This window comes from Neolewinella sp., from assembly GCF_965214665.1.
Lineage (GTDB): Bacteria > Bacteroidota > Bacteroidia > Chitinophagales > Saprospiraceae > Neolewinella.
In genome coordinates this window covers 1,214,022-1,240,005 of sequence record NZ_OZ243970.1, presented here as the reverse complement: position 1 = coordinate 1,240,005, position 25,984 = coordinate 1,214,022, and the positions used below count along the sequence as shown (strand labels likewise).

Annotated in this window: 24 protein-coding genes; 11 read left to right on the top strand and 13 right to left on the bottom strand. The window is 60.0% G+C overall.

Going from position 1 to position 25,984, the window contains the following annotated elements:
- Window positions 1-6 precede the first annotated feature (6 nt).
- The gene (msrA, locus tag ACOOHD_RS05550; protein ID WP_420460581.1) at window positions 7-597 is read right to left on the bottom strand and encodes a peptide-methionine (S)-S-oxide reductase MsrA; all 591 of its coding nucleotides are present in this window, start codon (window positions 595-597) and stop codon (window positions 7-9) included.
- Window positions 598-643: 46 nt separating this feature from the next.
- Here msrA and ACOOHD_RS05545 point away from each other — a divergent pair, with 46 nt between their 5' ends.
- Window positions 644-3,505, top strand: a complete 2,862-nt coding sequence (locus ACOOHD_RS05545; RefSeq protein WP_420460580.1) for an Npt1/Npt2 family nucleotide transporter — start codon at window positions 644-646, stop codon at window positions 3,503-3,505.
- A 55-nt stretch (window positions 3,506-3,560) separates the two neighbouring features.
- A complete protein-coding gene (argS, locus tag ACOOHD_RS05540; RefSeq protein WP_420461406.1) occupies window positions 3,561-5,396 on the top strand; it encodes an arginine--tRNA ligase in 1,836 nt (611 codons plus the stop codon).
- Window position 5,397: 1 nt separating this feature from the next.
- Here argS and ACOOHD_RS05535 read toward each other — a convergent pair whose 3' ends face one another.
- From ACOOHD_RS05535 to ACOOHD_RS05520, 4 genes are read right to left on the bottom strand one after another with little or no spacing between them, the layout of a single operon-like run.
- Window positions 5,398-6,183, bottom strand: a complete 786-nt coding sequence (locus tag ACOOHD_RS05535; RefSeq protein ID WP_420460579.1) for an Fpg/Nei family DNA glycosylase — start codon at window positions 6,181-6,183, stop codon at window positions 5,398-5,400.
- Between the two features lie 48 nt (window positions 6,184-6,231).
- Window positions 6,232-7,110 (bottom strand): hypothetical protein, encoded by an 879-nt coding sequence (locus ACOOHD_RS05530; RefSeq protein ID WP_420460578.1) that lies wholly within the window; start codon window positions 7,108-7,110, stop codon window positions 6,232-6,234.
- Window positions 7,111-7,134: 24 nt separating this feature from the next.
- Complete coding sequence (locus tag ACOOHD_RS05525; protein WP_420460577.1) at window positions 7,135-7,560, bottom strand: UPF0158 family protein; 426 nt, start codon at window positions 7,558-7,560, stop codon at window positions 7,135-7,137.
- Complete coding sequence (locus ACOOHD_RS05520) at window positions 7,557-8,558, bottom strand: SMP-30/gluconolactonase/LRE family protein (RefSeq protein WP_420460576.1); 1,002 nt, start codon at window positions 8,556-8,558, stop codon at window positions 7,557-7,559. Before ACOOHD_RS05520 ends, ACOOHD_RS05525 begins: the two co-directional genes overlap by 4 nt.
- 159 nt (window positions 8,559-8,717) lie before the next feature.
- Between ACOOHD_RS05520 and ACOOHD_RS05515 the strand changes: the two genes are divergently transcribed.
- From ACOOHD_RS05515 to ACOOHD_RS05495, 5 genes are read left to right on the top strand one after another with little or no spacing between them, the layout of a single operon-like run.
- The gene (locus tag ACOOHD_RS05515) at window positions 8,718-10,520 is read left to right on the top strand and encodes a sodium:solute symporter (protein ID WP_420460575.1); all 1,803 of its coding nucleotides are present in this window, start codon (window positions 8,718-8,720) and stop codon (window positions 10,518-10,520) included.
- 43 nt (window positions 10,521-10,563) lie between these two features.
- Complete coding sequence (locus ACOOHD_RS05510) at window positions 10,564-11,331, top strand: PPK2 family polyphosphate kinase (RefSeq protein ID WP_420460574.1); 768 nt, start codon at window positions 10,564-10,566, stop codon at window positions 11,329-11,331.
- A 1-nt stretch (window position 11,332) separates the two neighbouring features.
- The gene (locus tag ACOOHD_RS05505; protein ID WP_420460573.1) at window positions 11,333-12,595 is read left to right on the top strand and encodes a peptidoglycan-binding domain-containing protein; all 1,263 of its coding nucleotides are present in this window, start codon (window positions 11,333-11,335) and stop codon (window positions 12,593-12,595) included.
- 33 nt (window positions 12,596-12,628) lie between these two features.
- Window positions 12,629-13,006: a hypothetical protein gene (locus ACOOHD_RS05500; protein ID WP_420460572.1), complete on the top strand. Its 378-nt coding sequence runs from the start codon at window positions 12,629-12,631 to the stop codon at window positions 13,004-13,006.
- Between the two features lie 4 nt (window positions 13,007-13,010).
- Window positions 13,011-14,834, top strand: a complete 1,824-nt coding sequence (locus ACOOHD_RS05495; RefSeq protein ID WP_420460571.1) for a hypothetical protein — start codon at window positions 13,011-13,013, stop codon at window positions 14,832-14,834.
- Here ACOOHD_RS05495 and accD read toward each other — a convergent pair.
- Window positions 14,799-15,656 (bottom strand): acetyl-CoA carboxylase, carboxyltransferase subunit beta, encoded by an 858-nt coding sequence (gene accD, locus ACOOHD_RS05490; RefSeq protein WP_420460570.1) that lies wholly within the window; start codon window positions 15,654-15,656, stop codon window positions 14,799-14,801. The two genes, ACOOHD_RS05495 and accD, sit on opposite strands and share 36 nt — an antisense overlap.
- A gap of 58 nt (window positions 15,657-15,714) precedes the next feature.
- Window positions 15,715-16,197, bottom strand: a complete 483-nt coding sequence (locus tag ACOOHD_RS05485; RefSeq protein WP_420460569.1) for a DMT family transporter — start codon at window positions 16,195-16,197, stop codon at window positions 15,715-15,717.
- Window positions 16,198-16,208: 11 nt separating this feature from the next.
- Here ACOOHD_RS05485 and ACOOHD_RS05480 point away from each other — a divergent pair, with 11 nt between their 5' ends.
- Window positions 16,209-16,703, top strand: coding sequence for a hypothetical protein (locus ACOOHD_RS05480; protein ID WP_420460568.1), 495 nt, complete (start codon window positions 16,209-16,211; stop codon window positions 16,701-16,703).
- On the opposite strand, the gene ACOOHD_RS05475 is transcribed toward ACOOHD_RS05480, so the two are convergent.
- On the bottom strand, window positions 16,700-17,899 hold the full coding sequence (locus ACOOHD_RS05475; RefSeq protein WP_420460567.1) for a low temperature requirement protein A: 1,200 nt from the start codon (window positions 17,897-17,899) through the stop codon (window positions 16,700-16,702). The genes ACOOHD_RS05480 and ACOOHD_RS05475 overlap by 4 nt on opposite strands.
- Before the next feature lie 32 nt (window positions 17,900-17,931).
- Between ACOOHD_RS05475 and ACOOHD_RS05470 the strand changes: the two genes are divergently transcribed.
- Entirely contained in the window at window positions 17,932-19,236 is a 1,305-nt protein-coding gene (locus tag ACOOHD_RS05470) for a dicarboxylate/amino acid:cation symporter (RefSeq protein WP_420460566.1), read from the top strand.
- Window positions 19,237-19,294: 58 nt separating this feature from the next.
- Here ACOOHD_RS05470 and ACOOHD_RS05465 read toward each other — a convergent pair whose 3' ends face one another.
- On the bottom strand, window positions 19,295-19,795 hold the full coding sequence (locus ACOOHD_RS05465) for a hypothetical protein (RefSeq protein WP_420460565.1): 501 nt from the start codon (window positions 19,793-19,795) through the stop codon (window positions 19,295-19,297).
- A gap of 212 nt (window positions 19,796-20,007) precedes the next feature.
- On the opposite strand from ACOOHD_RS05465, the gene ACOOHD_RS05460 reads away from it, so the two are divergent.
- Window positions 20,008-21,591 carry a LysM peptidoglycan-binding domain-containing protein gene (locus tag ACOOHD_RS05460; RefSeq protein WP_420460564.1) on the top strand — a complete coding sequence of 528 codons (1,584 nt, stop codon included), beginning with the start codon at window positions 20,008-20,010 and terminating at the stop codon, window positions 21,589-21,591.
- Window positions 21,592-21,637: 46 nt separating this feature from the next.
- On the top strand, window positions 21,638-22,741 hold the full coding sequence (locus ACOOHD_RS05455; protein WP_420460563.1) for a hemolysin family protein: 1,104 nt from the start codon (window positions 21,638-21,640) through the stop codon (window positions 22,739-22,741).
- A gap of 9 nt (window positions 22,742-22,750) precedes the next feature.
- Here the strand turns inward: ACOOHD_RS05455 and ACOOHD_RS05450 are convergent, their stop codons facing one another.
- The 4 genes from ACOOHD_RS05450 to fsa form a co-directional block, all read right to left on the bottom strand.
- The gene (locus ACOOHD_RS05450) at window positions 22,751-23,254 is read right to left on the bottom strand and encodes a metallophosphoesterase family protein (RefSeq protein WP_420460562.1); all 504 of its coding nucleotides are present in this window, start codon (window positions 23,252-23,254) and stop codon (window positions 22,751-22,753) included.
- 1 nt (window position 23,255) lies between these two features.
- Entirely contained in the window at window positions 23,256-24,842 is a 1,587-nt protein-coding gene (locus tag ACOOHD_RS05445; protein WP_420460561.1) for a hypothetical protein, read from the bottom strand.
- A 10-nt stretch (window positions 24,843-24,852) separates the two neighbouring features.
- Window positions 24,853-25,206: a hypothetical protein gene (locus tag ACOOHD_RS05440; RefSeq protein WP_420460560.1), complete on the bottom strand. Its 354-nt coding sequence runs from the start codon at window positions 25,204-25,206 to the stop codon at window positions 24,853-24,855.
- A gap of 85 nt (window positions 25,207-25,291) precedes the next feature.
- Window positions 25,292-25,957: a fructose-6-phosphate aldolase gene (gene fsa, locus ACOOHD_RS05435; RefSeq protein ID WP_420460559.1), complete on the bottom strand. Its 666-nt coding sequence runs from the start codon at window positions 25,955-25,957 to the stop codon at window positions 25,292-25,294.
- Window positions 25,958-25,984: the final 27 nt, after the last annotated feature.

The window sequence follows — 25,984 nt, the reverse complement described above, 5'->3', positions numbered from 1 at the left end:
AGGTGTTCATGCACGGGACTTGAGGCGGTGGGCGTACTTCTTACGGATCTTGCTCACCTTGGGCGTGATCACAAAGCTACAGTAGCTGTTGCGGTCGCCGACCTTGTTGTAGTAGTTTTGGTGGTAGTCTTCGGCGGGGTAGAAGGTGTGGAAGGGGATGAGCTCGGTGACGGCCGGTTTGCCGTAGAGCTCCGTGGCCTGCCTGATGGCCTCCTCGGCGGCCTGCTTTTGGGCCTCATCCGTATAGAAGATGGCGCTGCGGTACTGGGGGCCGGTGTCGTTGCCCTGGCGATTGGGAGTGGTGGGGTCGTGGGCGGCGAAAAAGATCTCGAGGATCTCAGCGCGGGTGATGACCTGAGGATCGAATTCCACCAGGATAACCTCCACATGATCGGTGCGCTTGCTACAGACGGCTTCGTAATTTGCCGTGGCGGCGGTGCCACCGGCGTAGCCACTGATGACGCGCTCGACGCCCTGGATGTCCAGGAAAACGGCCTCGACGCACCAGAAGCAGCCGCCGCCCAGGATGATGGTTTCTAGGCGCGAGGTATTGGTAATTTCGGCGAGGGCCTCACCAAATTTCGGAGAAGTAGACATTTGTGGGGGGATTATCGTTAGGGTAATAGGAAGGTAACACATCGGTATGCAGCAGGTTTTGAGTAGAGTGTTTCGTGCCCGCCCGGGGGAGTGGGGGGCGGTCGTGCTGCTCCAGTTGCTGGTGTTCCTGATCATCTGTGCGCTGCTGATCATCAAGCCCACGGCTAGCGCGCTTTTTCTCTCGGAGTACGGGGCGGTAGGACTGCCATATATGTTTCTGGCCACGGCGGTGCTGGCGGCCATCGTGAGCACCGGATACGCTGCTGCGCTCAGGCGGTACAGTTTACTGAGGGTCAGCGTTATATCGCTGGTCGTCTGCTTACTGGTGTTACTGGGCTGCGCGAGTTTCATTCGTCTACCCCTAGCACGGCCCACGGTGGCTGCGGTGCTCTACCTGTGGACGGCCCTGTTTGGGGTACTGGCGGCCTCGCAGTTTTGGATGATGGCGAGCTTTGTGTTTGACGTACGGCAGGCCAAGCGGCTGTTCGGACTGATCGGCGCGGGGGCTATCGCGGGGGGGATAACCGGGGGCTACCTGACTACCCTACTGGCGCGCGAGATTGGAACGCGCAATCTGATTTTACTGGCCGCAGCCCTGCTGGTGCCCTGCCTGGTGCTTACGGCGGTGATCTGGCGACGGTACGTAGCGCGTAAACAGAGCGTGGTAGCGCGGAAAAAGAAGGTGAGTGCTGCCTATGAGGCGCCCCACCGGCTCATTCTGGAGAGCAAGCACCTGCTGCTGCTATGTGGTATCGTGGCGCTGAGCGTGACGGCGGCTAAGCTGGTAGACTACCAATTCAGTGTGCTGGCGGCCGAACGTTACGGCGATCAGGATCGGCTGGCGGCCTTTTTCGGGTTCTGGTACTCGACCTTTAACATCGTGGCGCTGGTGATCCAGTTGGTGCTTACCCACCGCGTGGTGCAAGGTCTGGGGGTGAGTGGCGCGCTGTTGTTCTTGCCGATCGGCCTGGGCATCGGCGCCATCGTGATGCTCTTCGTGCCGGGATTGAATGCCGCCACCCTCAGCCGGTCTGTCGACGGGAGCCTAAAGCAGAGTCTAAGTCGGGCTAGTGTGGAAATGCTGTTCCTGCCGTTGGACGAGGACACGAAGAAGAAAGTAAAAACCTACATCGACGTTTTTGTCGATAGTCTGGCCGGTGGGCTCGGTGGGATACTCCTCATTGCGCTTACCCAGGTTCTAGGCATTTCAGCCCCCGCGATCAGCTGGTGCGTGCTGCTGCTGGTAGTGGGCTGGTTGATCAGTGTGGTGCTGATCCGCGAGGAGTATATCGAGGCCTTCCGCGCCCAGCTCTCCCACCTTAAGCCAAAGGAACACCGTAACCGGCTGAAGAGTCACCACCGCAAGGTGATGGCCAGTTTTCTACAGGTACTGGAGGAAGGACAGATGAGTACCCACGAAAAGCAGTTGCTCTACGTACTGGAACGGGCGGACGATCTAGCCGATGACACCTTTCACGAGCCCGTGCGTAAACTCCTTACCCACCCGTCGGCGAGCGTCCGCTCCCGGGCCCTGCGCAGCCTCTACCTGCAGCCCGGGGCGGAGCTGCTGGAAGAGGTAATCCCCCTGTTGAATGATCCGGAACTGCAGGTACGTGCGGCGGCCTATGACTACCTGTTTAGTCGCCCCGAGGCGGTAGGCCGCGAGGTGCTGGAGCCCCTGCTAGCGAGCGAGGACATCGCGACGGCCGGCGCGGCGCTCGTGAGCCTGGCCTCCGAGACGGCCCACAATGAGTACGCCCGGCGGGCGTGGAAGGTAGATAAGCGCTTACGCAGGCGGATTCGGCAACTGGCGGAGCTGCCCACCGATGCGCGTAGCGCCTGGTATTTACACCTGCTCAAAGCCGCCGGCAGATCGAATACGGCCACGGGGCGGGCTTTCATTCAGCGCTGTCTGCTCCGGGAGGAAGAACATATCCTGCGCTATGCAGTGCTAGCCGCCGGCGAGAGCCTACACGAGGAGCTGATCGTACCCCTGCTACACCTGATTGTGGAGCCCAGGTTGCGTCCGCTGGTGATCAATGCGCTGGTGCAGTACCAGGGCGGACTGCTGACGACGATCCCGGGGCTTATCCGCTCGGGGGAGCTTTCCCTGGGCGAGGTACGTAGACTGCCCTCGGTGCTAGAAAAGATCGATCGGCAGCAGACCGTAGAACTGCTCCTTTCCCTGCTCGAGCGGCACTTCCCCCACGATCTACCCCTGCGCATGGAGGTGCTGCGGGCCCTGAATGCCCTGCGGAGGGACTTTCCCAGACTCGGCGTGTCCCCCAAGTGGGTGTACCGCAACATTGTGGCCGAGGCACGGGTGTACGACAGCCAACAACAGCAGCTCAGTGTGCAGTATACGTTGTTGCACGTTGCACAGTCCGACGAGGAGCTCACCTACCGCGAGTCCTATACCGGTCTGCTGCGACAGCGTATGTCCGGAACCTTCAACCGACTTTTCCGCCTACTCGGGCTACGCTACCCGCCGGCTGATATTATTCCCGTGCACCTGGCCCTCCAGAGTGATCAGGTAGCGACTCAGGTGAGTGGAATTGAGTTCCTGGATAACCTGCTTGAACTTTCCCTCAAGCGCCTCATCATTCCCCTGCTCGACCGCCGGCAGCGGCAGCTCGCCGAGCAGGATCGAACCTTCCCCAGCCCGGACGACAATATGGCTAAGCTGCGCCGTCAGGAATTTAAGAGCCTCCGCCGTACCCTGCGGGGTCGGGATACGGCGCTGAAGGTCGCTGCATTACGGCTTATCTCCACCCTTGGTGACCCACAGTACCTGCCCCTACTGGCTCACTATGCGGCGGCTGGGGATGCTTCCCGCAAAGTTCGGCTCGTAGCCGGGCAGGCGTTGGAACAGCTGCGTGCAAGCCTTGCACCGGCCGAGGTCGTTTAAGCCGGCTGCGGGCCGTTTGGGCCGTAGGGAGTTGGCTATCTTTGCCGCCCTTATGATGCAGCAACTCCCCGACCTCCTGACCGCGGGTGTCCGTTCCGGACTACAAACCCTTTACCAGCTCGACGCAGACGCGGTGGACGTCACCCTACAGTCCACGCGCAAGGAATTCGCCGGAGAGTTCACGGTAGTGACCTTTCCCCTGACCCGCCTGGCGCGCAAAAAGCCGGAGGAGATCGGTCAAGAATTGGGGGAGTACCTGAAGGGACAGCTCGACGAGGTCGCCGATTTCAACGTCATCAAGGGCTTCTTGAACCTCGTCATCGCCGATCGCTACTGGATTGATTTTTTACTCCAGCAAGCCCAGGAAGAGAACTTCGGCCGAGCCCCCCGCACCGAGGAGCGGGTAGTCGTCGAATTTAGCAGCCCCAATACTAATAAACCCCTACACCTTGGGCACGTCCGCAACATCCTCCTCGGCTGGTCGACCAGTCAATTGTTAGATGCGGCGGGTTATGACGTCAAGCGGGTGCAGATCATCAACGACCGCGGTATCGCCATCTGTAAATCTATGCTCGCCTGGCAACGCTACGGGGAGGGCAAAACCCCTACGCAGGCGGGCATGAAGCCCGATCACTTCGTGGGCAAGTTCTACGTGCGCTTTGAGGAAGAGTTCCAGAAGGAGTATACCGCTTGGCAGGAGGAGCAATTCACGAAAAGTGGGGGAAAGGAGGGGATGGGTAGCAAAGCCTACTGGAAGGAGTACCAGAACACCTACTTCAACGAATACAGTGAGCTAGGCCGGGCGGCCAAGGAAATGCTGCGTGCCTGGGAAGAAGGTGAGCCCGACGTGGTTGCGCTGTGGAAGAAGATGAACGGATGGGTGTACGAGGGTTTTGAAGAGACCTACCGCCGTCTCGGCGTCAGCTTCGACAAGCTCTATTACGAATCGGATACCTACCTCCTGGGCAAGGACATGGCTGAGGCCGGGCTGGAAAAAGGCGTGTTCTACAAAAAGGAGGACGGTTCGGTCTTCGTAGACCTCACCGACGCCAAGCTCGATCAGAAGGCCATCCTACGCAGCGACGGCACCAGTCTCTACATCACCCAGGACCTGGGCACGGCCCGCCTACGCTACGACGACTTCGGGGCCAAGCGCATGGTCTACACCGTAGGGGACGAGCAGAACTACCACTTCCAGGTGCTCTTCGAAATCCTCCGGCGTCTGGGGGAGCCCTACGCCGACGGATTGTACCACCTAAGTTACGGCATGGTCGATCTGCCCACCGGCAAGATGAAGAGTCGCGAGGGCACCGTAGTGGACGCCGACGACCTCATGGACGAGGTGATCCAGGAGGCCTACAACTCCAGCCTGGAACGCGATGCCACCAGCGAGCTGTCGGAAGACGAGCGCCGCGAAATCATTCGTAAGATCGGTATGGCCGCCCTCAAGTTTCAGATCATCAAGGTAGGGCCCCAGAAGCGCATGATCTTTGACCCGAAGGAGAGTGTCGATCTACAGGGGCAGACCGGCCCCTACGTACAGAATGCCTACGTGCGTACCCGGGCCGTTTGGCGCAAGGCCGGTACGCCACAGCTCGGGGCGGCGGCAGACTATTCGGAGTTGGAACCTACGGAGCGCGAGCTGATCAGTCAGCTGTACGCCTATCCCGGCCTGGTACAGGATGCAGCGGCGAACTACGATCCCTCGGTGGTCGCCATGTACTGCTACGAACTGGCCAAAGCACTGCATAAGTTCTGGCACGACGTGAGTATCCTGAATGCCGATACGCCGGCAGCGGTGGCCTTCCGGCTAAGCCTCTGCCGGGCCGTAGGCAATGTGCTGAAACATGGAATGGGCCTACTGGGGATAGAGATGCCAGAGCGGATGTAGGCTACTTCTGCCACCCCTCCACGTAATACGTAGTCCGCCCTGCCACCTTAGTCACCTTCACCTCACCGATGCCCTGTGGACCGGTCTTTCCCTCCTCGCGCCACACGTGCCAGAACCAGTCTTCGGGGTAATCCTTGTAGTAGGGGGCGTTTTCAGTACCGTAGGTCATCACGGCTACCGTCTCGGCGTGCAGCGCAGTGAGCTGCACGTCCGTGAGCTCGTTGACCCGCGCGGCGGGGTGGATGCGGGTGCGGTAGCAAATTTCGTCGGCGTAGAGGTTGCCTACTCCGGCCAGGATGCTCTGATTGAGTAACACGCCCTTAATGGTGGTTTTGCGACCGCGCACCGTATCGAGCCACTCGTCGAGGGTGATATCCAGGGCATCGGGGCCGAGCTTGATTTCGGCGATGTAGTCATCGCGATCATCCAGGTAGAGGATGCGGGCAAACTTGCGGGGGTCATCAAAACCCAAAATGTTCCCATCGGCGAAGTATAGGGCGAAGCGCTCGAATTTGTGGCGATCTACCTCGTCCTGGTAGAGGTTGAGATCACCCGTCATGCCGAAGTGTAGCAACAGGGCGTGGCCGTTGTCAAGATTGGCAAAAAGGTATTTGCCGCGACGGAGGCTATCGACGATCTGCCGGCCATTCAGGGCATCGGCGAAGGCCGGCCCCGGCATATTGCGGATGATGTAGTCGTCGTGTACCCGCACCCCGGTAATGGTTTGACCGGTGGCGGCGGCATCGAAGTAGAGCTTAAAGTTGTGAACTTCGGGCAGTTCTGGCATAACGGAGGATACGCTTTAGCGTACTAACGGCTCATCAATTACTCAGTTTTACCGCATCAGTCCGAACAGCATGTTCTCCAGTAGGTAGTACCCCTCATCCTGCCCTCCGAATTTGGCGAAGTACTCCCGTACCCCCGGCAGCTCGGAACCCTCAAAGTCAAATACCGCGCCGGGCACGCCACTCTCTCGCTCCATAATTAACGCCAGCAGCCTACTCATGCCCCGCCGTTTAAGTCCCCGGGCGGTTGAAACGGGTGCTATGTTGATCGTACGGTGATGTAACGTAGGAAAAAAGCCGGCCGCCAGCAGCTCACCCTCCTCGCGCAGTTGGTAGCATGCACCTAGCTCCTGCGCTACGGCAGCATCGATAATTTGCCGCAGGTACTCAAAGTGCCTGGCCTTGATGCCCTTGCGGTCACCGAGTCGCTCCAGGCACAGCGCTACGAACGGATCGGTCGGCATGACCTCCAAGGTGTCGTTGATCGATTTCCGCAGGTAGGCCTGCAGCGTGCGTGGAAACCGCTTGCGAACCACACTGAAGGGAGGAGATAAATCTACCACATAGTTTATCCTACGCCGGTAGTGGTACCGTGGCGGTATTTCTGCCGGGTTGAGCGTGGGGGCAAAGGTCAGTGCGGTTTGAAAGGTGCGCGGCACTGCCTGGAGCAGGTCGGCCGCATCTCCCGGTACCACATCACCGTAGGGACCGAGCTGCTGGGTGTAGGGGGGGCGAATGGCCGCCGGTAACATCCAAAATCGCTTCATGGTCGGTAGAGGCAGCACCACCCGGTAATCGTCCAGCACCAGACCATCCCACCGGTGATTGGTAGCCGCATCCAGCCACCAGTGGAGTCCGTAGGGCAGGGGAGTGGCATCCCGAAGTACGGCGGCGTCCCACCGCGCTACGTCGATGGCCGTCCGCCGCATGCGTCTCACTTGGTTAGCCACGCGCTAGGACTGCTCTTCGACCAGCTTCGCCCGCACGTAGGCCGTATACTTCTCCTGGCGAAACTCCCGCCACCGCTCGTAGTTTTTCGGAAACCGACTGAGCTCCGCCTTGAAGTTCTGGAAGGGATTCGGTCGCTTCAGCGCATAGGTCAGCGCCTGCCACAGCTCCTGGTTACGTACCCGGTCGGTAAAGGCGGCCATGATCTTGAGGGCCTCCGGGGCAGTCATCCGCTCGATGTGCACGTAGGCATCCGGATCGGTACTCACGTCCTGCATCACCGCTTCGAAGACCTCGGGGTCGGCCCGCACGTTGCGCTCCGGGTCGTCGGCGATGAGCATGCGACCGTGTGCGCGGTGCACGTACACCTCCATGCCGCGGCGGATGGCCGTGGCCGCCTCCTGCAGGTCCGTATCGTTCAACTCAATCATGGTAGGTTCATTTTTACACGGACCAGGCGGTCGTCGTTCGTCAGGTACAGCCAGTCCTCGGCTGGTGACAGAGCAACGTTGGATACCGGAGCGGGACTGCGTACTCTGGCAATAAGCCTACCGTCGGGCTCCATCACCCACACACCGCCCGGACCGGTGGCAAAGATGCGACCCCTACGGGAAACCGCCAGTCCGTCCGGAAGCCCGGGTAGCTCTCCCACCAGCGCAGTACCGTCCAGTAACACCCGCGGCTCGCCCAGGGTAAAGGCGCTATCCAGGATCGGAGTGGCGGTCACCACCGCGCGCTGGCCGTCGGAATTGCCGAGGTAGAGGGTTTTCCCGTCCGGACTTAGCCCGATGCCGTTCGGCCGGCTGTAGTCCTTCGTCAGTAGCGTCACCGTGCCACGCGGGTCTACCCGGTATACGCCACAGAAGTCCAACTCCCGCTCCCCGTTCTCCGGCAGTCCGTAGGGCGGGTCGGTAAATAATATGCTCCCGTCGGTGGCTACTACCAGATCATTCGGGCTATTGAAACGCTTGCCCCGGTAGCGGTCGGCCACGCTTACATAGTTGGCGGCCGGGGCGTCTAGCGGGGCTTCCATACGGGCTATCCGTCGGCTGCCGTGCTGGCAGAGCAGTAGCTCCCCGGTGGCATTCAGGGCCAGGCCATTGCTACCGGGTTCGCGGCTGTAGTCATCGGCGGCATCGCCCGAGTTAGTCAGGAAGATCCCATCGCCGGCAGCCGACCACTGTAGGACGTGGTTGCGCGGTACATCGGAGCAGAGCACCCGTCCGTCGGGCAGTACGAGGGGGCCTTCCGACCACTCCAATCCTTCCAGCAGCACTTCGAACACCGGCTCATTTCCGAAGAGTTTTCTGGCCTTGGCCGGCGAGGTCATCTCCACGCGTAGCTCATCCACCGGGGCGGGTGGCACGGCGGGCCGGGGCACGCAGCAAACTAGCAGGGGCAGGAGCAGGAGAAACGGACGAATGGTCATGGCCACGAAAGTAGGGCAAAATCTTTAGCGAACAGGCGGGCGGCGGCGCGCCGGTGCAGGGCCGGTGGTGAGGTAGTGACGGTAGCCGTAGCGCCACTTTTCCGTATACTTACGGCCCGTTCATTTACGGCCACTCACCTGCCTGCTTAAAGTCGCTTCATGAATTCATTCGCCCTGTCCACCGTCGACATTATCGTCATGGCGGTGTACGCCGTGTTTATCATCGGCTACGGACTCTACTCCGCCAAGGCCCAGAGCTCGGAGGAATACTTCCTGGCCGGGCGTAACATGACCTGGCCCATCGTGGGCATCTCCCTCTTTGCGGCTAACATATCCAGTTCTACGCTGGTGGGACTGGCCGGCGATGCCGCCAAGACGAATACTCAGGTATTCAACTACGAGTGGCTGGCCTCAGTGGTGCTGGTCTTCTTCGCCATTTTCTTCCTGCCGTTCTACCTGCGCTCCAGGGTGTACACCATGCCGGAGTTCCTGGAGCGTCGCTACGATGCACGCTCCCGCTACTACTTCAGCTTCGTGACCATCGTAGGCAATGTACTGATCGACACCGCGGCGGGGCTCTACGTGGGCACGGTGGTGCTCAAACTACTCTTTCCGGGGCTTTCCACCTTTGCCATCGTGTCGATCCTGGCCCTGGCCGCGGCGGCCTATACGGTGCCCGGTGGACTCAATTCGGTCATCCAGACCGAGGTGATTCAGGCCATCCTACTCATTATCGGAAGCTGCCTCATCACCTACTACGCCTTCGACCAGGTGGGGGGCTGGGATGAGATGATCGCCCAACTCAATGCCCTCGGTGCGGCCGGTGAATTGCCCAACATCAATAACATCGACGCCGACGCCTCGGGCCTCGTGGAGGGGATGGCCACCACTACGATACCGCTCTCGGAACGGGTATACGAATCCACCTACTACAGCCCCCAGAACGCCGAAGAGATCCTGAGCCTGGTGCGCCCCGCCAACGACCGCTTCATGCCCTGGACGGGCCTACTGCTCGGAGCCCCCATTCTGGGGTTCTACTTTTGGGCCAACAACCAGTTCATGGTGCAGCGGGTACTGGGGGCCAAGGACCTCGACCACGGTCGCTGGGGGGCACTCTTCGCCGGCCTACTTAAACTACCCGTGCTGTTCATCATGGTGTTACCTGGTACCCTGGCGATACTGCTGTTTCGCGATTTTGATATTCCGAGCCTGAACTATCAGCTACCCGACGGTGGGGTGTGTCAAAACCTGGTGGACTGCCCCAACGCCACCTACCCGCTGCTGCTATTCACCCTGCTCCCCCAGGGCGTGCTCGGCCTGGTACTGGCCGGACTGCTGGCCGCCATGATGTCATCCGTAAGCGCTACGTTCAACTCGGCCTCGACCCTGATCACGATGGACTTTGCCATCAAGCTCCGGCCCGATCTGACCAGTAAGCAGTTGGTACGCATCGGTCAGATCTCTACCCTGGTGCTGGTGGTCCTGGCCTGTCTGTGGGCGCCGCAGATTGAGAAGGCCGCTTCGCTCTGGGAGTATCTGCAGATCGTGCTCAGCTTTATCGCTCCTCCCGTAGCAGCGGCCTTTATCGTAGGTATGTTCTACCGGCGGGCGAACGGGGACGGCGCATTCTATAGCCTGCTCTTCGGTGCGGCGGTTTCAATTCTTTATGTGATCATGTCGGTGCTGGTAGCCCGGGGGTCAATGGAAAGCAATGCCTTCCTGGAAATGCACTTTCTCCACCGCACTTTTTTCCTGTTTGCTGCGTGCGCCGTGCTGAACATCGTCATCAGCCTGGCTACCGCCCCGCCGCCGCTGGAAAAGGTGGAACACTACACTTGGAACGATGGCATCATCGCCGCCGAGACCGCGGAGTTGCGTAGCGTGGTGTGGTACAAAAACTACCGCTTCCAGGCCCTGGCGCTGCTGATCATCACCTTCATCCTGGTAGGATTCTTCTGGTAATTTCGCCTGCACCTGCGGCCCCGCCCCCTAAACCCTGTATGAAATGACAAAGATCGACCTGAGTAAGATTTCTACCCGTGCCCCCGAGGAGCTGGACAAGGACGAGGCTAAGGAAATCAGCAAAGAGCGTGCCGATCGGATTGCGGAATTACACGAACAGTTGGTGGCCGAGGGCGAACACGCCGTACTGATCATCCTGCAGGGCATGGATGCGAGTGGCAAGAATGGAGCTATGGAGCATGTCTTTGGGTCCTGCTCCCCGTTCGGACTGCGGGCCGTGGGCTGGAAAAAACCTACGGAGGAGGAGTTCGATCACGACTTTCTGTGGCGTATCCACAAGGAGGTGCCGGCCAAGGGAGAGATGGTGATCTTTAATCGAAGTCACTACGAAGACGTGCTCGTCCAGCGGGTACACAGCTGGATCACCGAGCGGCAGGTCGACCAACGAATTGATAGCATTAACGCCTTTGAGCGCCTCTTGCAAAATGATAATAACACCTTGATCCTCAAGTTCTACCTCCATCTGAGCTACGAGGAGCAGGAGGAGCAACTCCGCGAACGGCTGGAGGAGCCCGATAAGTACTACAAGCACAACGACGGCGACTGGAAGGAGCGCGAGCACTGGAGCGAATACCGTGCCGCCTACGAGGATGTGATGGCCCGTAGTGAGCTGCCCTGGCACATCGTGCCGGTCGACCAGCGCTGGTACCGCGACTACGTCATGACCGAAATCGTACTCCGCGAGCTGGAGGGTCTTAACATGCAATGGCCGGGGCTGGAAACCGTTACATTCAGCAAAGCGGACGGTTAGTATGATGGCACTCCTACTGGGGCGAGTGGACGAGCACCTGGAATTTGACACGGCGCAGCAGCGAGAATATCTGGATGTGTACCACCATCCGACGGGCTTTGCCGATGGAGAATACCGCTTTCGCGACGACAGCCGTAATCAATGGTGCTCCTGGGAAGCCGTACCCGGCCGGCGAATTGCCGCGCTGACGGAGTTCCTACAGCAGGCCGGTTTTATGCCTCACGCTACCCACGACGGGGTGTTTGGCTACGTGACGCAGGCGGCGGTACGGCTGTTTCAGGAATATGTACGAACTACCGAGCAGGGTCACTATCCACCCGACGGTGCGTCGCTCTGGCCGGACGGAATGGTCGGACCCCTCACCGAGTCGCACATCGCGCGGTGGCGGAGGGCGGGGCTACGGTGTCGCTGGGGCGAGCCGGTGGGCACCACCGCAGATTACAACCGCTGGATGGACTGGTTGGCCCGTATCGTGACCCGCTATCGGGCGGCGCCGGGTCATCAACTCCGGGTGGTGTCAACACTCTCAGAGCGGGGGGATACCTTACTGCCGGACGACTGGTCCTTCGAGGCAGATGAGCCTCAGCTGATCGGACTGCGAGTGCACGACCAACAGCCGCTGAGGGCTGCAGATCGGAGGGACCCGGACGACCTGTTCGTCCTGCTGCTGGACGGGCGCACCTATTATTTCCGTGGGTCGGTGGACGCCAACCCGGCCAGCCGCCGCGAGGCCTACCTGATCGAGGGGCAGCACCGCTTCCGTTTCAACTGGCACAATATCGGTCCCGGGCGCAGGCAACGGATCTACAAAGCCGCCCGACCCGCCACCAAGGGCGTGATCGTAGCGCGCGATGTGCACGGCCACAATGCGCTGACGGACGATAACCTGTTCGACGGCATCGACCCCCGGCCCAACCCGACCATCAATATCCACTGGAATGGACTGGGCCTGAGCAACTGGAGCGCGGGTTGCCAGGTGATCAGTGGGAGCTCCTACTGCAACGACCTCGGTGAATGGATAGATTGTAGCGCGTATACGGCCCGCAACGACGGCGAGCGTGGACAACGCCGGCAGCCGGATGGTCCGCGACTTACCATGGGGGCCTATACCGTACTTAGCGATCTCTTGCTCTGCTACACGCCGCCGGATCTGGGTGGTGAAAAGCCCACTTTTCGCTACACCCTGCTGCACAGTAAGCTGCTCGAACGAGTCCCGGGATTAAGTCTCGCACAACTTCCCTTTTTACAGGACGGTATGTTATAAAACCTTACTCACCCCACTATACATCCTATTCCCATGGCCGAAAACAAAACCTTTGGCGACTTTATCAATGACATGACCAGTCTGGACGTGGTCACCCTGACCGGCAACCTCACCGTACAGGTCAGTGCCCTCGAGGGCGGCAGCGACGATGACGATAGCAAACCCCTCAAATTTAGCCGCATCATGCGGCAGTTGGAGGGGCGCATCCTCAAGAAAGACTCCGAAATCGCAGCCCTGGCTGCCACCCATGTTTCCCTAGACCGGGATACGGTCACCTTCGTCAAGGAGAACCTCTCTCCGGAGGAGGCCGTCTACCTGGAGTTTCACAACGAGACCGTCAAAGCAGCGGGGATCGCCCGGGCGGCCATGGCCGATGGCATCGCCAAGCTGCTGCTCGGTAGCAAGGCGTAGCACCATGGCCCCGGCTGACTTCATCGCCAGTTGCCGGCGCCTACAGATGCTGGACCTCACCGAGCCGGTGGTGGACTCAGTGGTTAGTGCGGTGACCGTGGAGATGCCCCGTCGCTACGCGATGTCGCTCGGCGTTACTACCGGTCAAACCTTTCTGGGCGGCGGGCCAACGACGCGCAATCGCCGGGGGCAGTACCACGAGTTGGTGCAGCACCTAACTGACCTCGGTTATCTGAGCCTAGACTTTTTTCGGCGCTGGCACCTACTGCGGGCGGCGGATCGGAAGCCGAGCCTCGGACAGCTTAACACCCTGACGGTAGCGGTAGGTACCTTCTACCGGGAAGACCCGTACTGGCGGCGTACCCTAGTACCGCCCTTCCCCCCCGATGCGGGAGGCAAGCTCGCTAGGCAGTGGTTACAGGAACACCTTACGGAGGTTGTGTACCGGCTCGGGCTTTACACCTCCTTTGACGGTGACCTCTCTCCCGACTCGACCTACCGGATAGGCGACCGCACGGCCTACGGTCGGTCCTTAGCCTTCCGGATGCGGGTGTATTTCCATGATTACGTCGGCGGGCGCACGGGCCGGCGCAAGGTGTACTTCGATCGGGGCCTGCTGCCGCTCCTCTACAGTCTGGACAATTCGCTACGGGGTGGGCTCCGCGAGCTGCTACCGGAACGGGATGCTAGCCAGCTACACCCTAGTTTGCAGCGCCTGCTGCTGGACAGCGAGGAGTTATTTCGACTGTACCGTGCACAGAACCGCTTCCTGCCCGAGGCGGGTGGTGGATACTACCTGCTGTACGAAATAGTGGATGATGGCCCGTCACAGCGACTCCGGGTCGTCGCCTCAGACCAGCGCCGGGCGGCGCGTCGTCTCGAGCGCGGTGAATGGCACGCCGACACGGGTAGCAACCGCCTCGGGATCCGGCTGCTACAGCTAGGCCTCTGGCGGGCCGGCTTTTACACCGGGGTGTTAGACGGGGCTTTTGGTTTGCTAAGTCACCGGGCGGTGCTTGCCCTGGTGGATCAGGAGCGCGACACCGAGCGACCGGTACTTCGTAAGCGACAGCTTGACCGCGTAGTGCAGATTGTGGACCGCGAGGTGCTGGTGGACCTGCGGTTAGTGGGTAAATTGCTAGATGCTTACGCTCCGCCGAGTAGCCTAGAGGTGGAGGAAGAGGAGGATCGGTTGTGGGGCGAAATCGAAAAGGCGGGGTGGGCTGACCGGCTCGACGCCGAATTTAACGATCAAGAGCTGGAGCTTGGTGCAGCCTACGGCAACCCGCACCGCCATCCCCACCGCCGGGTCTACTATGGTCTACGGGGCTTGATTCGGGGAGCCGCACGGGCGGTAGGGCGGGTGCTGGGCTGGCTGGCCGGCGGCATACGCGTACTACTGGGCGCGGTATTCGATTTCGTTAAGGCGGTGGTCAAACGGATCCAGGAGGGCACGGGGCTTTTGGTGGCGGGCTTTCGGTACTTCGGGCACTATTTGCTGGGTCGACCCTTCGTGACGCTGGGGGGCAAGGGGGTAGGGGAGCGGCCGGTTGTACTTACCCGCTTTGCCCTGGACTTCGATACGGTCGCCTTCGTGGATCGCCGGGCAACGGGTGACGACGTACGGGCGCACTCCACTCAGCTGCGACGGATGCAGCAGGGAGCCCGGTACTTCATCGGGCTCGTAAGCCGATTGATCCGGGGTATCTCGCTGATCACCACACCGGTGAGCTGGCTTCGCCTCGGCGTACTCCTGGCGCGCACGGTGCGGGATCTGCTGCGGGAGGGGGAGCTAAGCCGGCCGCTGGGCAGACTCGAACAGGTGTAGCAGATCGCTCATGCGCTCTTTGAGCTCCGCGCGATCGACGATGAAGTCGAGGAAACCGTGCTCGAGGAGAAACTCCGAGGTCTGGAAGCCTTCCGGCAGTTCCTTTTTGATCGTCTCCTTCACGACGCGGGGTCCGGCAAACGCGATGAGGGCCTCAGGCTCCGCTAGGTTGATGTCGCCGAGCATGGCGTAGCTGGCCGTGACGCCCCCGGTGGTAGGGTCGGTCATGAGACTGAAGTAGGGTACGCCGGCCTTAGCCAGCTGGCTCAGTTTGACGCTGGTTTTGGCCATCTGCATGAGGCTAAAGGCGGCCTCCATCATACGAGCACCTCCCGACTTCGAAACAATGAGTAGGGGGGTGCGCGTCTTGCGGGCCTCGTCAATGGCAAAGGCGATCTTTTCACCGACCACGCTGCCCATACTGCCGCCGATGAAGGAAAAATCCATGGCCGCGATGAGTAGGGGGCGGCGGTTGAGCTTGCCGCGGGCCACGCGGATGGCGTCCGAAAGGCCGGTCTTTTTCTTGGCGGCTTTCAGGCGGTCCTTATAGGACTTGAGGTCCTTGAACTGGAGCACGTCGACGGCCTCCATGTCCGACTCGTACTCCTCAAAGCTACCGTCGAAGATCAGCGAGAAATACTCCTCACTACCGATGCGCTCGTGGTAGTTGCAGTTAGGGCACTTGTAGGTGTTTTCCCTGAGCTCCTTGCGGGTGGAGGTTTCCCCGCAGCGGGGACACTGGTACCAGAGGCCCTCGGGGGCTTCCTTCTTATTGCGCGTGGCCGTTTGGATACCGTCCTTTAGTCGTTTAAACCAACCCATGTACGTTCGTTAGCGGGCGGTGAAGGTACGGCTCCGGCCGCGTTGGGCAAAGCATCGTTTAGTTGGTACGTAGGATGACGACGCCGCCGATGATGAGCAGAATACCCAGCACCCGCAGCCAATTCGTGGGATGCACCGGGATGCCCATCAGACCGTAGTGATCGATGAGCAGACTGAACACCATCTGCCCGGCTACGGTAAGTCCGATGGTCAGCGCCACGCCCAGCCGGGGGGCCAAAACGATGATGGCAAAAACGTAAAAGGCTCCCAGCACGCCCCCCATCCAGTAGTACCACGGCAGGTCGAACCCTCTGCGAATGTTGCCCATCGGCACCCGCGTGACCAGGCAGTACGCCAGCAGGGCCACCCCCCCGGCCACGAAGGAAAGAAAGGCCCCGTAGACGGGGCTTTTGACCGCCCGCCCGAGTCCGCTGTTGAGGCCCGCCTGGATGGCCAGCATCGCTCCGGCGGCCACCGCCATCAAAAAAAGGAGTGTTTGCTGCATGGGCTTTGCCGGTAGGCTGTATGTTTGTCGGCTCAAAGTAGAAAGTAATGCTGAGAGAATTTAACACCCTCACCGAGCAGGAACAGCAACTAATGTTCGACGCCATTCCCCTGATCACCATTCTGGTGGGAGCCGCCGACAACGTGCTCGACGAGGTAGAACTCTCCGAAGCCCAGCGCCTGGCCGACATCCGCAGCTACAACAACCGCGGACGCCTCAACGCCTACTACGAGCACATTGACGCGGGGCTCACCGCCCGCATCCAGCAACTCTTTAACGGCATGCAGAATGGGGTCGCGGAGCGCGAAGAGTACATCGTCGGGGAGCTCAGTAAACTCAACGCCATCCTCGCTAAGCTACGCGAACCCTACGGCTATCTGTACTACCACAACTTTCGCACCTTCGCCCGGCACATCGCCGAGTGCCACGGAGGCTTCATGCGCTTCATCACCGTGGGGCCTAAGGAGGCCAAGGTGGTAGACCTACCCATGCTGCACCCCGTACCTAAGCCTCCGGAAGACGAGTATCCTAACCTCATCTAGGCGGCCTCCGTCATCTGCTTTTCTTCCTGCTCGGGTGTCACGCCCTGGCTTCGGTAGATCAGGTATTCCACCAGGATGAGGGACGACAACACCCCCACCTGAGCGTACACCTCGCCGATGGCGGGTAGCTCGGTCACCAACAGGACCGCACTGGCCCCTACGCAGCCGATCCGCGCCAGCACCACCGACCGAAACAAGGACTCCGGTGCCGCCCAGTGAATGAGCGTGATGGCAGTCAAAAACAACACGCAGGCCCCGTGCAACAGGTATACCGCCAGGGGGGGGTGGGGGTGCTCCGCGATACTGGATTCGATCAGGATGAGGATGGAGACGCTGATGAGCATGACGCTGATGTATAAAAAGTAGTGGCTATACCCATAGAAGAACGACATCAGGGTACTGCGCCGGGTATTTTCCTTGAGCTGCTCGGTAATGGTATCCTTGCTGGCCTCGTAGAAGTACAGCTTCCAGATACACACCGTGAGGGCGAAGCCGCCGAGCACGTAGACCGCCACGTCATAACTGAACTGCTCGGCCTGACTGGCCGCCGTAAGTGCCACGATACCCTCGCCCAGCACGATGATGCTGAACAGCCCGAAGCGCTCCGGCATGTGACTGAGCTGCACCGGGTAATCGCGCCGGAACAAATAGATGGACGGGGAGGCCGCCGCCTGAATAGCTATACCCAGCACCCAGAGCAGGTAGCGAGAGGGCGGTTCGAAGATTAGGCTCAGGGCGAAACAGCCCATGGACAGCGCGATGGTACCCATAAACCGCCGCGTAAACCAGCGCAAATCGGGATACATTAGGTAGGCGCGCAGGTACATCAGCAGCGCCACGCCACCCATGAAAACGTAGGTGAGCTCATACAGGTGGGTACTGGTGGTGTTGTCGGCCCGGATCACCAGGGCCATGTACATCACGGCCGCCATGCCCGTCAGCATTAGGGCCTGATAGCCCACCGAGTCGTCGTCGAAGAGGTCACCGTAGTAGCTGTACTCCATCCAACACCACCAGATAGGTAGGAAGTACACGCACAGCAGCAACACACCCTCCCCGGTAAAGCGGTGCTCGAGCCGGTAGCTCAGCGCGGCCACGCTGACTACGAAGACCAGATCAAAGAACAATTCCAGCCAGGTGGCGCTACGCTCCCCGTCGGCTGATTTAAAGACCGGAGCATTGGGTTTGCCGTGCATGGGTTAATTTGAGCCCTCAAGATTAGTACTTTATGAACAAGCTTGCACTGCACTGGCAAATTTTGATCGGCATGGCCCTGGGCGTCGGCTTCGGGGTGCTGGCTGCCAGCCAGGGGTGGGGCGATTTTGTCAGCGACTGGATCAAGCCCTTCGGCACCATTTTTATCAACAGCCTCAAACTGATCGCCGTACCGCTCATCGTAGCCAGCCTCATCAAGGGCATCACCGATCTACAGGACATCTCCAAACTCAGCAACATGGGGGTGCGCACCATCGGGCTGTACATTATTACCACCGTAGTGGCCATCGTGGTCGGACTAGTCATCGTCAACACCGTAGGGCCCGGCCGGGGCCTGGACCAAACCACCCGCGACAATTTGCTCAACGACTTTGCCGCGGACGCAGGTGCAAGGATTACCGACGCCAGCGCTCAGGCATCCGCCGGCCCCCTGCAGGCCCTGGTCGATCTGGTACCCGAAAACATCGTGGCGGCAGCGGGCAACAACGGCAACATGCTACAGGTGATCTTCTTTGTGATCTTCTTTGCCGTAGGACTTATCCTCATCGATCCGGTGAAGGCCAAGCCCGTCAAGGATTTTTTTGACGGGGTTAATGAGGTCGTGCTCAAGCTCATCGACCTCATCATGCTGGCCGCCCCAGTGGGCGTGTTCGCCCTCCTGGCCGCCCTGGTGGTGGAGGCCCCCAGCAAGGATCTTTTCCTGGCCCTACTGATGTACAGCGGCTGCGTACTGGCCGGACTAGCCATCATGATCTTCATTGTCTATCCGCTACTCGTCAGAGTATTCACCGGCCGCAGCTACGGTAATTTTATGGCCGGCATCAGTCCGGCGCAACTCCTGGCCTTCAGCACCAGTTCCAGCGCCGCCACGCTTCCCGTGACCATGGAGCGGGTCGAGGAGCACCTGGGAGTTGATGAGGAGGTGACCAGTTTCGTGCTGCCCATCGGCGCTACGATCAATATGGACGGAACCAGTCTTTACCAGGCCGTAGCCGCGGTGTTCATCGCCCAGGCCTACGGCATGCAACTGGGGCTGGGGGATCAGTTGACCATCATTACCACCGCGCTTGCCGCGAGTATCGGCTCGGCCGCCGTGCCGGGGGCCGGTATGGTGATGCTCGTCATCGTGCTCGGGCAGGTTGGTATTCCGGAGGTAGGCCTGGCGCTCATCTTTGCCGTCGACCGACCGCTCGACATGTGCCGCACCGTAGCTAACGTGACCGGCGATGCGACGGTGGCCATGCTGGTAGGCAAGTCCGTCGGCAAGCTGCGGGAGCCCCACGAGCGCAAGCTAGATGACTACTATGTAGAAGTCTAGTACAATGCTGCCTCCGGCAGCGGTAGCAACATGCAGCCTCCGGCTGCGCTAATCAGGACTATTGGGACGCGATCACCCTGAACTCCCCCAACCGGTAAAACCCATCCCCCACCAGCAGCTCGTCGCGGTAGCCCAGCGGCACCTCCCGAAAGTCCCGTGCACTGTCCCGTAACCGCACGGCAAAGACGTAGTCTCCGGCCGGAAAGTCTTCCGGCACCGCAAAGTCGTAGCTTAGCCAGTTGGCCAGGTGTAATTCGCCTACCGTATTGGCTCCCGCGGGGATGGAAAAGTCCTTCCGGGCCGGTCCGATCAGGCGCACGTCCATCGTGTAGCGGGCGTTGGGATCTACGCTGCCCACCGTGCGCCATTCCATCTGTACGTCGAGGTCCTCGCCCGGGCTCACCTCGCGCGGCATATTCATGGCGTACACGTAGTGTCCGACGCCGTCTGCGGGGTTTTCGGTGACGGCATCGCTTAGGTCTATGTCCTGCCGACTGGCCGAATCACTGCAGGTCGGCAGCAGGAACAAAAAAGGAAGAATGAGGACGACGAGCTTCATACCACTACTTTGTGGGTAGAGGTAGTCTTAGGGGGGTATTGTTTAGGTACCGTAGAGCAAATGCACAATTGTGCCTACCTTGCCGGTACGCCGGATGCCTGACTAAGCGTCCGCCACGTTGTATTAAAGTTTATGTTTAGACAAGTTACGTACTCCGGTGCCGTTGATGGCTTGTCGCCCCGTTCCACTTACTTCGCCAAACCACTTAGTCAATGAAGTTATGTCTGCTCACACTCAGCCTCCTTGTCGGCTGGAGTGTGCAAGCCGAGCAGGTGTACCTGTTGTTCACCCCCGAATGCGGCCAGCAGCTCCGGTACCGCCGAAGTGTCGAACAAGCCCCCGCGCCCGATTATTTCACCTACGTCTTTGCCGACGAGCTGGATGGGGCCCGCTACCTCCTGGAGACCGACGCACAGGGCAGCCGGAGCCGTTCTACGCTGCCGGATAGTTACCTGAGCTGCGGCACCGCCGTACTGTCGGCCCGTATGATCGAGCGCATTAACGCGGGTACCGACCAACTGACGCTGTTGGTGCCCAGCCCGGACGGCGGGGACTACCAGGTGCAGCCGGTAGTAATGGCTGCGGTCATGCAACGAAGCGGCGATCAGATTACCTACAGCTCACCGCTGGCTACGTTTGCCTTCGATACCCGCCTGACCGTGATCGGCGAAGACCTCGACCGGGCCCACGAAGGGGCAACTGTATACTTCGAAGGACGGGAGGGGGCCGATGATTGCCAGGAAAGCTACCTATTTGTCCAGCACCACGCCAGCAGTGCCTATCCTGCCATCACCTACCGGATCTCGCCGACTCTCGGAATCCTTGAGCGCAGCATGGAGGGCAACGGCACCTACGGTAAGAGCGAGCAGATCATCGCCGTAGCGGCAAATGGCGTACCGATGGACACCTACCTCGCCGAGCACTGCGCCGAAGCCAGTACCTTACCTTCAGCCCCCGTCACGGACTTCGTTCCCTACTACGTGGAGCCGGTACTGGAGGATGTAGCGCCTTCCCCCAATGTTGCACCTGCGACCGCGGCAGATCCCGAAGTTCGGCACCGGGTGCAGGCGGGAGAAACGCTGTACCAACTTTCCCGCCGCTACGGAGTGGCCGTGAGTACCCTCAGGGCGCTAAACGGACTGGAGGGAAACACCATCTTCGTGGGTCAGGAACTGCTGATGACCCAGGGGGATACGTACCTCGAAGCTGCGCCCGGCAAACCCGCACCCGCAGTAGCCCAACCCAGCCCCGCGGTGGCTGTAGCGGCGACCAGCTCGGTCGTATCCGGTGACTACCACGTGGTACAGGCGGGCGAGACTATTGCCAGCCTGGCCCTACGGTTTGGGTATACGGAGGCGCGTTTTCGGGAGTTTAACGGAATCGCGGATCAACCCGTGGCGCTAGTAGGACAACGCCTCAGGACCTCGCACTGTAGCTGCCCCGCCGAAGCGGAGGCGCCGCCTACGGAGCAGGAGGAGGAGCAGGAGGAAACAGTGGCCTTATACAGCCCCCCCCCGCCGCCGCCGTCGCTGAGCCCACCAGACTTTACGCCGATCGTGGTACCGCCGGCCCGCCCCGTGCTCACGGAGCACGTCTCGGATAGGCCGGTCGCTGTCAGTACCACGGCGCTGCCGCCGGCCTACGGTGGAGGTCGTACGGTACACGTCGTCCAGGAAGGTCAGAGTCTTTACGCTATCGCGCGGCAGTACGGGGTGAGCGTGGGTGAGCTGCAGCAGCTCAACGGGCTGGGTCCCTCGGATGTAATCGTCCCATTCCAGAAGCTGTACGTAAACTAAAGCGGGGGGCGTTGCCTTTTAGCAGCGATAACCCGCCGATGGATCTATGGTTGCACTACTGCTATTCGCCCTTTTTTCTATTGCCTTCAGTTTCCTCTGCTCGATCTTCGAGGCCGTGCTGCTATCCATCACGCCGAGCTACGTGCGGGTAAAGGAGAAGGAGGGCGGTCGTATGGGTGCACTGCTGCGCCAGTTCAAAAACGAGCTGAATGAGCCACTCACCGCCATCCTTTCCCTCAATACGATCGCCCATACCGTGGGGGCTATTCTAGTGGGAGCAAGCACCGGTGCGGCCTTCGGAGAAGGGGGCATCCAGTTGCCGCTGGTGAATTACGAGCTGTCCTACGAGGTGCTCGTCAGTGTAGTGATGACGCTGGCGATCCTGATTTTCTCGGAAATCATCCCCAAGAACCTCGGGGCAATGTACTGGAAGCAGCTAGCCCCCTTCACGGTGAAGTCGCTCGACATTCTTGTGAAGATTTTCCGCGTGCTGGGCATCGTCTGGATTTCTAACAAACTCAACCAAATCCTCGGCGGCGGGGATGCCCACAGCACCTCGCTGACGCGCACGGAGTTCGCGCTCATGGCCGAGGCGCAGACCGAAAGTGGTGGACTCAAGGAAGAGGAGGGAAGAATACTCCGTAACCTGCTCAACTTCGAGTCCCTCACCGTGCACGACGTAATGACTCCCCGCACGGTGGTAGTGGGAGCGAAAGCCACGATGACTATCCGGGAGTTCTACGAAAAATTTGACAACAGCCCCTTTAGTCGCTACCCAGTCTTTGGTGATACGCGCGATCAGGTACAGGGTTACGTGCTGAAGGACCTGGTGTACAAGGCCATCATCCAACAGCGAGATCAGGAAACGATCGCTAGCCTGGTGCGGCCGCTACTGGCGATCTCCCAGGATACTTCCCTCCACCGCCTCATCGATATGATGCTAGAACGACGGGAGCCTATTGCCATGGTAGTAGATGAGTTCGGTGGCATGGAGGGGCTGGTGACCATGGAAGATGCGATGGAAACTCTCCTGGGGCTGGAAATTATGGATGAGATGGACAGTACCCAGGATATGCAAAGTCTAGCCCGGGAGCGCTGGAGAGCTCGGGCCAAGGCCATGGGGCTAGAGCTGCCGGAGCCAATGGCTTAAGGTTACCGTTCAGTCTATCTGTCCCCTCAGCCCCAGTTCGATTACCTCCAGGTTTTCCACCCGCCCCCGGTCAATAACGAAGCGGACCACCGTGCGCATCCGGTGAAAGCCGTGGCGGCCGCAGGCACCCGGATTGATGTGCAATACGCCACGCTGCTTATCCATCATCACCTTCAGGATGTGGCTGTGCCCGCAGATGTACAGTCTAGGGTGTAGCTCGTCGAGCAACCCGCGCACCCGTGGCGTGTAGCGACCCGGATAACCCCCGATGTGGGTGATGAGTACGGGAAGGTCCGCAGCGATAAATTGTTGGTTAAGGGGAAGGCGCCGGCGTACGGTCACATCATCGATATTACCGTAAACAGCCCGCAGGGGCTTCGCCGCCTCCAGGGTGTCCAGCACAGCGACATCCCCTACGTCCCCCGCGTGCCAGATCTCGTCGCAGTTCCGAAAGTGTTCCAGGATAACGGGGTCGAGGTAGGAGTGGGTGTCCGATAGCAGTCCAATGCGCATGTCAGTCCGAGCGATTGTGGTAAATACCCACGATCAGATCACCACGCGGGGCCAGTTCTACGGCGGGGTGGGCGAAGATGCCGGAGCGGTTGCGCACGTCGACTGACTCCTGGGGCCAGTAAAAATTTGTGGCCACGTAGTCGGCTTTCCCCCACTCGCTTTCGTGCACGATCTTACCCCGGGCGGCGGGGGGGAGCGCACGAATGTTATCGACGCACGGCCAGTTTTGGCACTTGACGCGTACGGTTTGCCCTTCCGGAATTTGCTCGGCTAGTTGTACCAAGGCTTCCCGGTAGCCGGCCCCCCAGTAGTCCATGTCGAAGCGAGCGGTGAGCTGACCGTGGATGAAGTAGTTGAAGTAGACCTGCTGAAGGGGGTGCATGCGTACCATATTGATCAGCGTGACGGTCAGCGCGAGGCCAAGTACAAGGGGCACCGCCCGTGCAAATTTGCTACGCGCGTAATCGTAGCCAGTAATGGCCAAGAAGACCAACCCGGGGTACACGAAGTGCAGGTGCCGCCACCCATTGTAAACGGTGGAGTGTAGGATGATTATCACGATGATAGGGCCGATCGAGAGTCCAAGTTGCACAAAATCCAGTTGGCTACCGAAGTCCTGCCAGAGTTGCAGCCGACGCAGGCCCAGCAGGCTCTGGCGAACGGTCCGGTAAAGGCCGGTCAGCATAAACACAAGATAGCCGATGGGGGTAGTGATGAGGATCCAGGCAGGGATGTAGTAAAAGGGGAGCTCGGTGGCCTTTAGGCGGTCTCCGAAGAGGAGGTTTGTACTATCCCAGGTATAGGAACCCATGTGGGCGATGGCTCCGGTAAGCCGGCTGCCGGTATCCACCCACAGATACGGAAAGAAGGGCAACATGAGCAAAAACGTGGCCGGTAGATAAAGGGCGATGTGTAGCAACCTGCGGAAGTTGCCCGGCCGAGCGAAGAGCTGCTCCCAGAGCAAAATGGCCACCGTGCCCCCCACCAGCGTCAGGGCAGGAAACCGCGTGTTGAGGGCCAGGGCACTAGCCAAAATGTGCCAGGCCAGCGCCCCGTAGGTACGCCGCTGGAGAAACCGGGCCAGGGTGTAGGTTGCGATAACGTAGGAGACCAGCAGTACGTGGTCCTTAGGATTGAAAAACGCGTGGGCGAAGATACGTGGAGTGAGTACTAACAGGAGCGTCCCGAGCAAGGGGTACCATGGCTGCGTCGGCCAGCGGATACGTAGGGTGCGGTAGAAAAAGATGAGGGCCAGGCCGAAGAGCAGGTACCCCAGCACGTGCCGAATCTGGTAAAAGCGGAAGGCATCGTCCATGGCTCCGAGCTTGACCTCGGCCACGGTGGCGATCATCTGAAACATCATACCGTACTCGGAGAACGAGCGCCCCTCCGTGGCTAACGGCGGGTGGTCGATGCCCAGGCGGTCGGCGACGTAGGCTACCGCTACGTGTCCCTGGCGGCGCTGCACCGCCTCATCGTAGGTCACCCCATAATCGTCCACGATGAGCCAGCCCACCACGAAGTAGGTAGCGAACAGGAGCAGGCTGAAAATTTGGTGAGGACGCAACGGCAGGCCTTGAGTCCGCAAAGGTAGGATGCTAGTCTTCGTCGCGGTCTACGTCCTCCTCCGACAGCTCGTCGAGGTCGATATCCGCCTCTTCGATATCGTCGTCGAACTTGTCCCCGTACTCCTCCCGTGCCTCGTCTGTCAGGATGCCGTCGTCATCGTAGTCGTCGTCTTCCTCGATGATCAACTGAGCCTCGGACTTCGTCATGCGAATGAGGTAGTACTTCTCCTCGGTTTCGAAGGGTAGGGCGCTGGCTATCTTGCCGTTCACGTCAGTGAAGCGGATCAGGTGGCGCTCAAAGCCATTGGGGTAGTTGAGTTTGATCTGTTCGAGCAGCTCGTCGTCGAGCTTGTCATAGTTCTTGATGACACGGGGCTTACTCATGCGCGCTAAGGGTGTGGGGGTAGGGTAGGGGCAAGGGAAAATACCGCCCGGGGCACAGCCGTGCGGGCCCCGGGCGGTGAGTAGGCTAGGATACGACGCTGAGCGATTTCTTGTGATCGGCAAGGAACTTCTCGAGTCCGATGTCGGTCAGCGGGTGCTTAAACAGGTTTTCAAAACTGCTCAGGGGGCAGGTGACGACGTCGGCTCCGGCCTTGGCGGCGGATACAATGTGACCGCCGTTGCGAATCGAGGCGGCTAGGATCTGTGTCTCAAATCCCTGGATAGCGTAAATTTCGGCGATGTCACTAATCAGGTTCATGCCCTCCCACCCGATGTCATCGATGCGGCCGATGAAGGGGCTTACGTAGGTAGCTCCCGCCTTGGCGGCTAGGATAGCCTGACCGGCACTGAACACGAGGGTACAGTTGGTCCGTATTCCCTGATCGCGGCACCAGGCCAGGGCCTTGACGCCCTCGCGGATCATGGGTATTTTGACTACGATGTTATCCGCGATTTTGACCAGTTCGCTGGCTTCGCGCTTCATACCTTCCAGGTCTACGGAAATAACTTCGGCACTTACGTCGCCGTCGGTGATTTCGCAGATCGTCCGGTAATGCTCACGCACGTTGTCCTCCCCACTGATGCTCTCTTTGGCCATCAGGCTAGGGTTGGTGGTTACCCCGTCGAGGATGCCGAGGCTTTCGGCCTCGCGGATGTCGTCGAGGTTGGCGGTATCGATAAAGAATTTCATACGGCGTTCGTTGCTTGGTTTAAGGCG

Coding starts and splice junctions, on each gene's coding strand:
- ACOOHD_RS05545 (WP_420460580.1), top strand. CDS start 644: ATGCAGCAGGTTTTGAGTAGAGTGTTTCGTGCCCGCCCGGGGGAGTGG.
- ACOOHD_RS05495 (WP_420460571.1), top strand. CDS start 13,011: ATGGCCCCGGCTGACTTCATCGCCAGTTGCCGGCGCCTACAGATGCTG.
- fsa (WP_420460559.1), bottom strand. CDS start 25,957: ATGAAATTCTTTATCGATACCGCCAACCTCGACGACATCCGCGAGGCC.
- argS (WP_420461406.1), top strand. CDS start 3,561: ATGCAGCAACTCCCCGACCTCCTGACCGCGGGTGTCCGTTCCGGACTA.
- ACOOHD_RS05440 (WP_420460560.1), bottom strand. CDS start 25,206: ATGAGTAAGCCCCGTGTCATCAAGAACTATGACAAGCTCGACGACGAG.
- msrA (WP_420460581.1), bottom strand. CDS start 597: ATGTCTACTTCTCCGAAATTTGGTGAGGCCCTCGCCGAAATTACCAAT.
- ACOOHD_RS05460 (WP_420460564.1), top strand. CDS start 20,008: ATGAAGTTATGTCTGCTCACACTCAGCCTCCTTGTCGGCTGGAGTGTG.
- ACOOHD_RS05530 (WP_420460578.1), bottom strand. CDS start 7,110: ATGCGGCGGACGGCCATCGACGTAGCGCGGTGGGACGCCGCCGTACTT.
- ACOOHD_RS05455 (WP_420460563.1), top strand. CDS start 21,638: ATGGTTGCACTACTGCTATTCGCCCTTTTTTCTATTGCCTTCAGTTTC.
- ACOOHD_RS05500 (WP_420460572.1), top strand. CDS start 12,629: ATGGCCGAAAACAAAACCTTTGGCGACTTTATCAATGACATGACCAGT.
- ACOOHD_RS05480 (WP_420460568.1), top strand. CDS start 16,209: ATGCTGAGAGAATTTAACACCCTCACCGAGCAGGAACAGCAACTAATG.
- ACOOHD_RS05475 (WP_420460567.1), bottom strand. CDS start 17,899: ATGCACGGCAAACCCAATGCTCCGGTCTTTAAATCAGCCGACGGGGAG.
- ACOOHD_RS05525 (WP_420460577.1), bottom strand. CDS start 7,560: ATGATTGAGTTGAACGATACGGACCTGCAGGAGGCGGCCACGGCCATC.
- ACOOHD_RS05505 (WP_420460573.1), top strand. CDS start 11,333: ATGATGGCACTCCTACTGGGGCGAGTGGACGAGCACCTGGAATTTGAC.
- ACOOHD_RS05515 (WP_420460575.1), top strand. CDS start 8,718: ATGAATTCATTCGCCCTGTCCACCGTCGACATTATCGTCATGGCGGTG.
- ACOOHD_RS05520 (WP_420460576.1), bottom strand. CDS start 8,558: ATGACCATTCGTCCGTTTCTCCTGCTCCTGCCCCTGCTAGTTTGCTGC.
- ACOOHD_RS05450 (WP_420460562.1), bottom strand. CDS start 23,254: ATGCGCATTGGACTGCTATCGGACACCCACTCCTACCTCGACCCCGTT.
- accD (WP_420460570.1), bottom strand. CDS start 15,656: ATGGGTTGGTTTAAACGACTAAAGGACGGTATCCAAACGGCCACGCGC.
- ACOOHD_RS05535 (WP_420460579.1), bottom strand. CDS start 6,183: ATGCCAGAACTGCCCGAAGTTCACAACTTTAAGCTCTACTTCGATGCC.
- ACOOHD_RS05465 (WP_420460565.1), bottom strand. CDS start 19,795: ATGAAGCTCGTCGTCCTCATTCTTCCTTTTTTGTTCCTGCTGCCGACC.
- ACOOHD_RS05470 (WP_420460566.1), top strand. CDS start 17,932: ATGAACAAGCTTGCACTGCACTGGCAAATTTTGATCGGCATGGCCCTG.
- ACOOHD_RS05510 (WP_420460574.1), top strand. CDS start 10,564: ATGACAAAGATCGACCTGAGTAAGATTTCTACCCGTGCCCCCGAGGAG.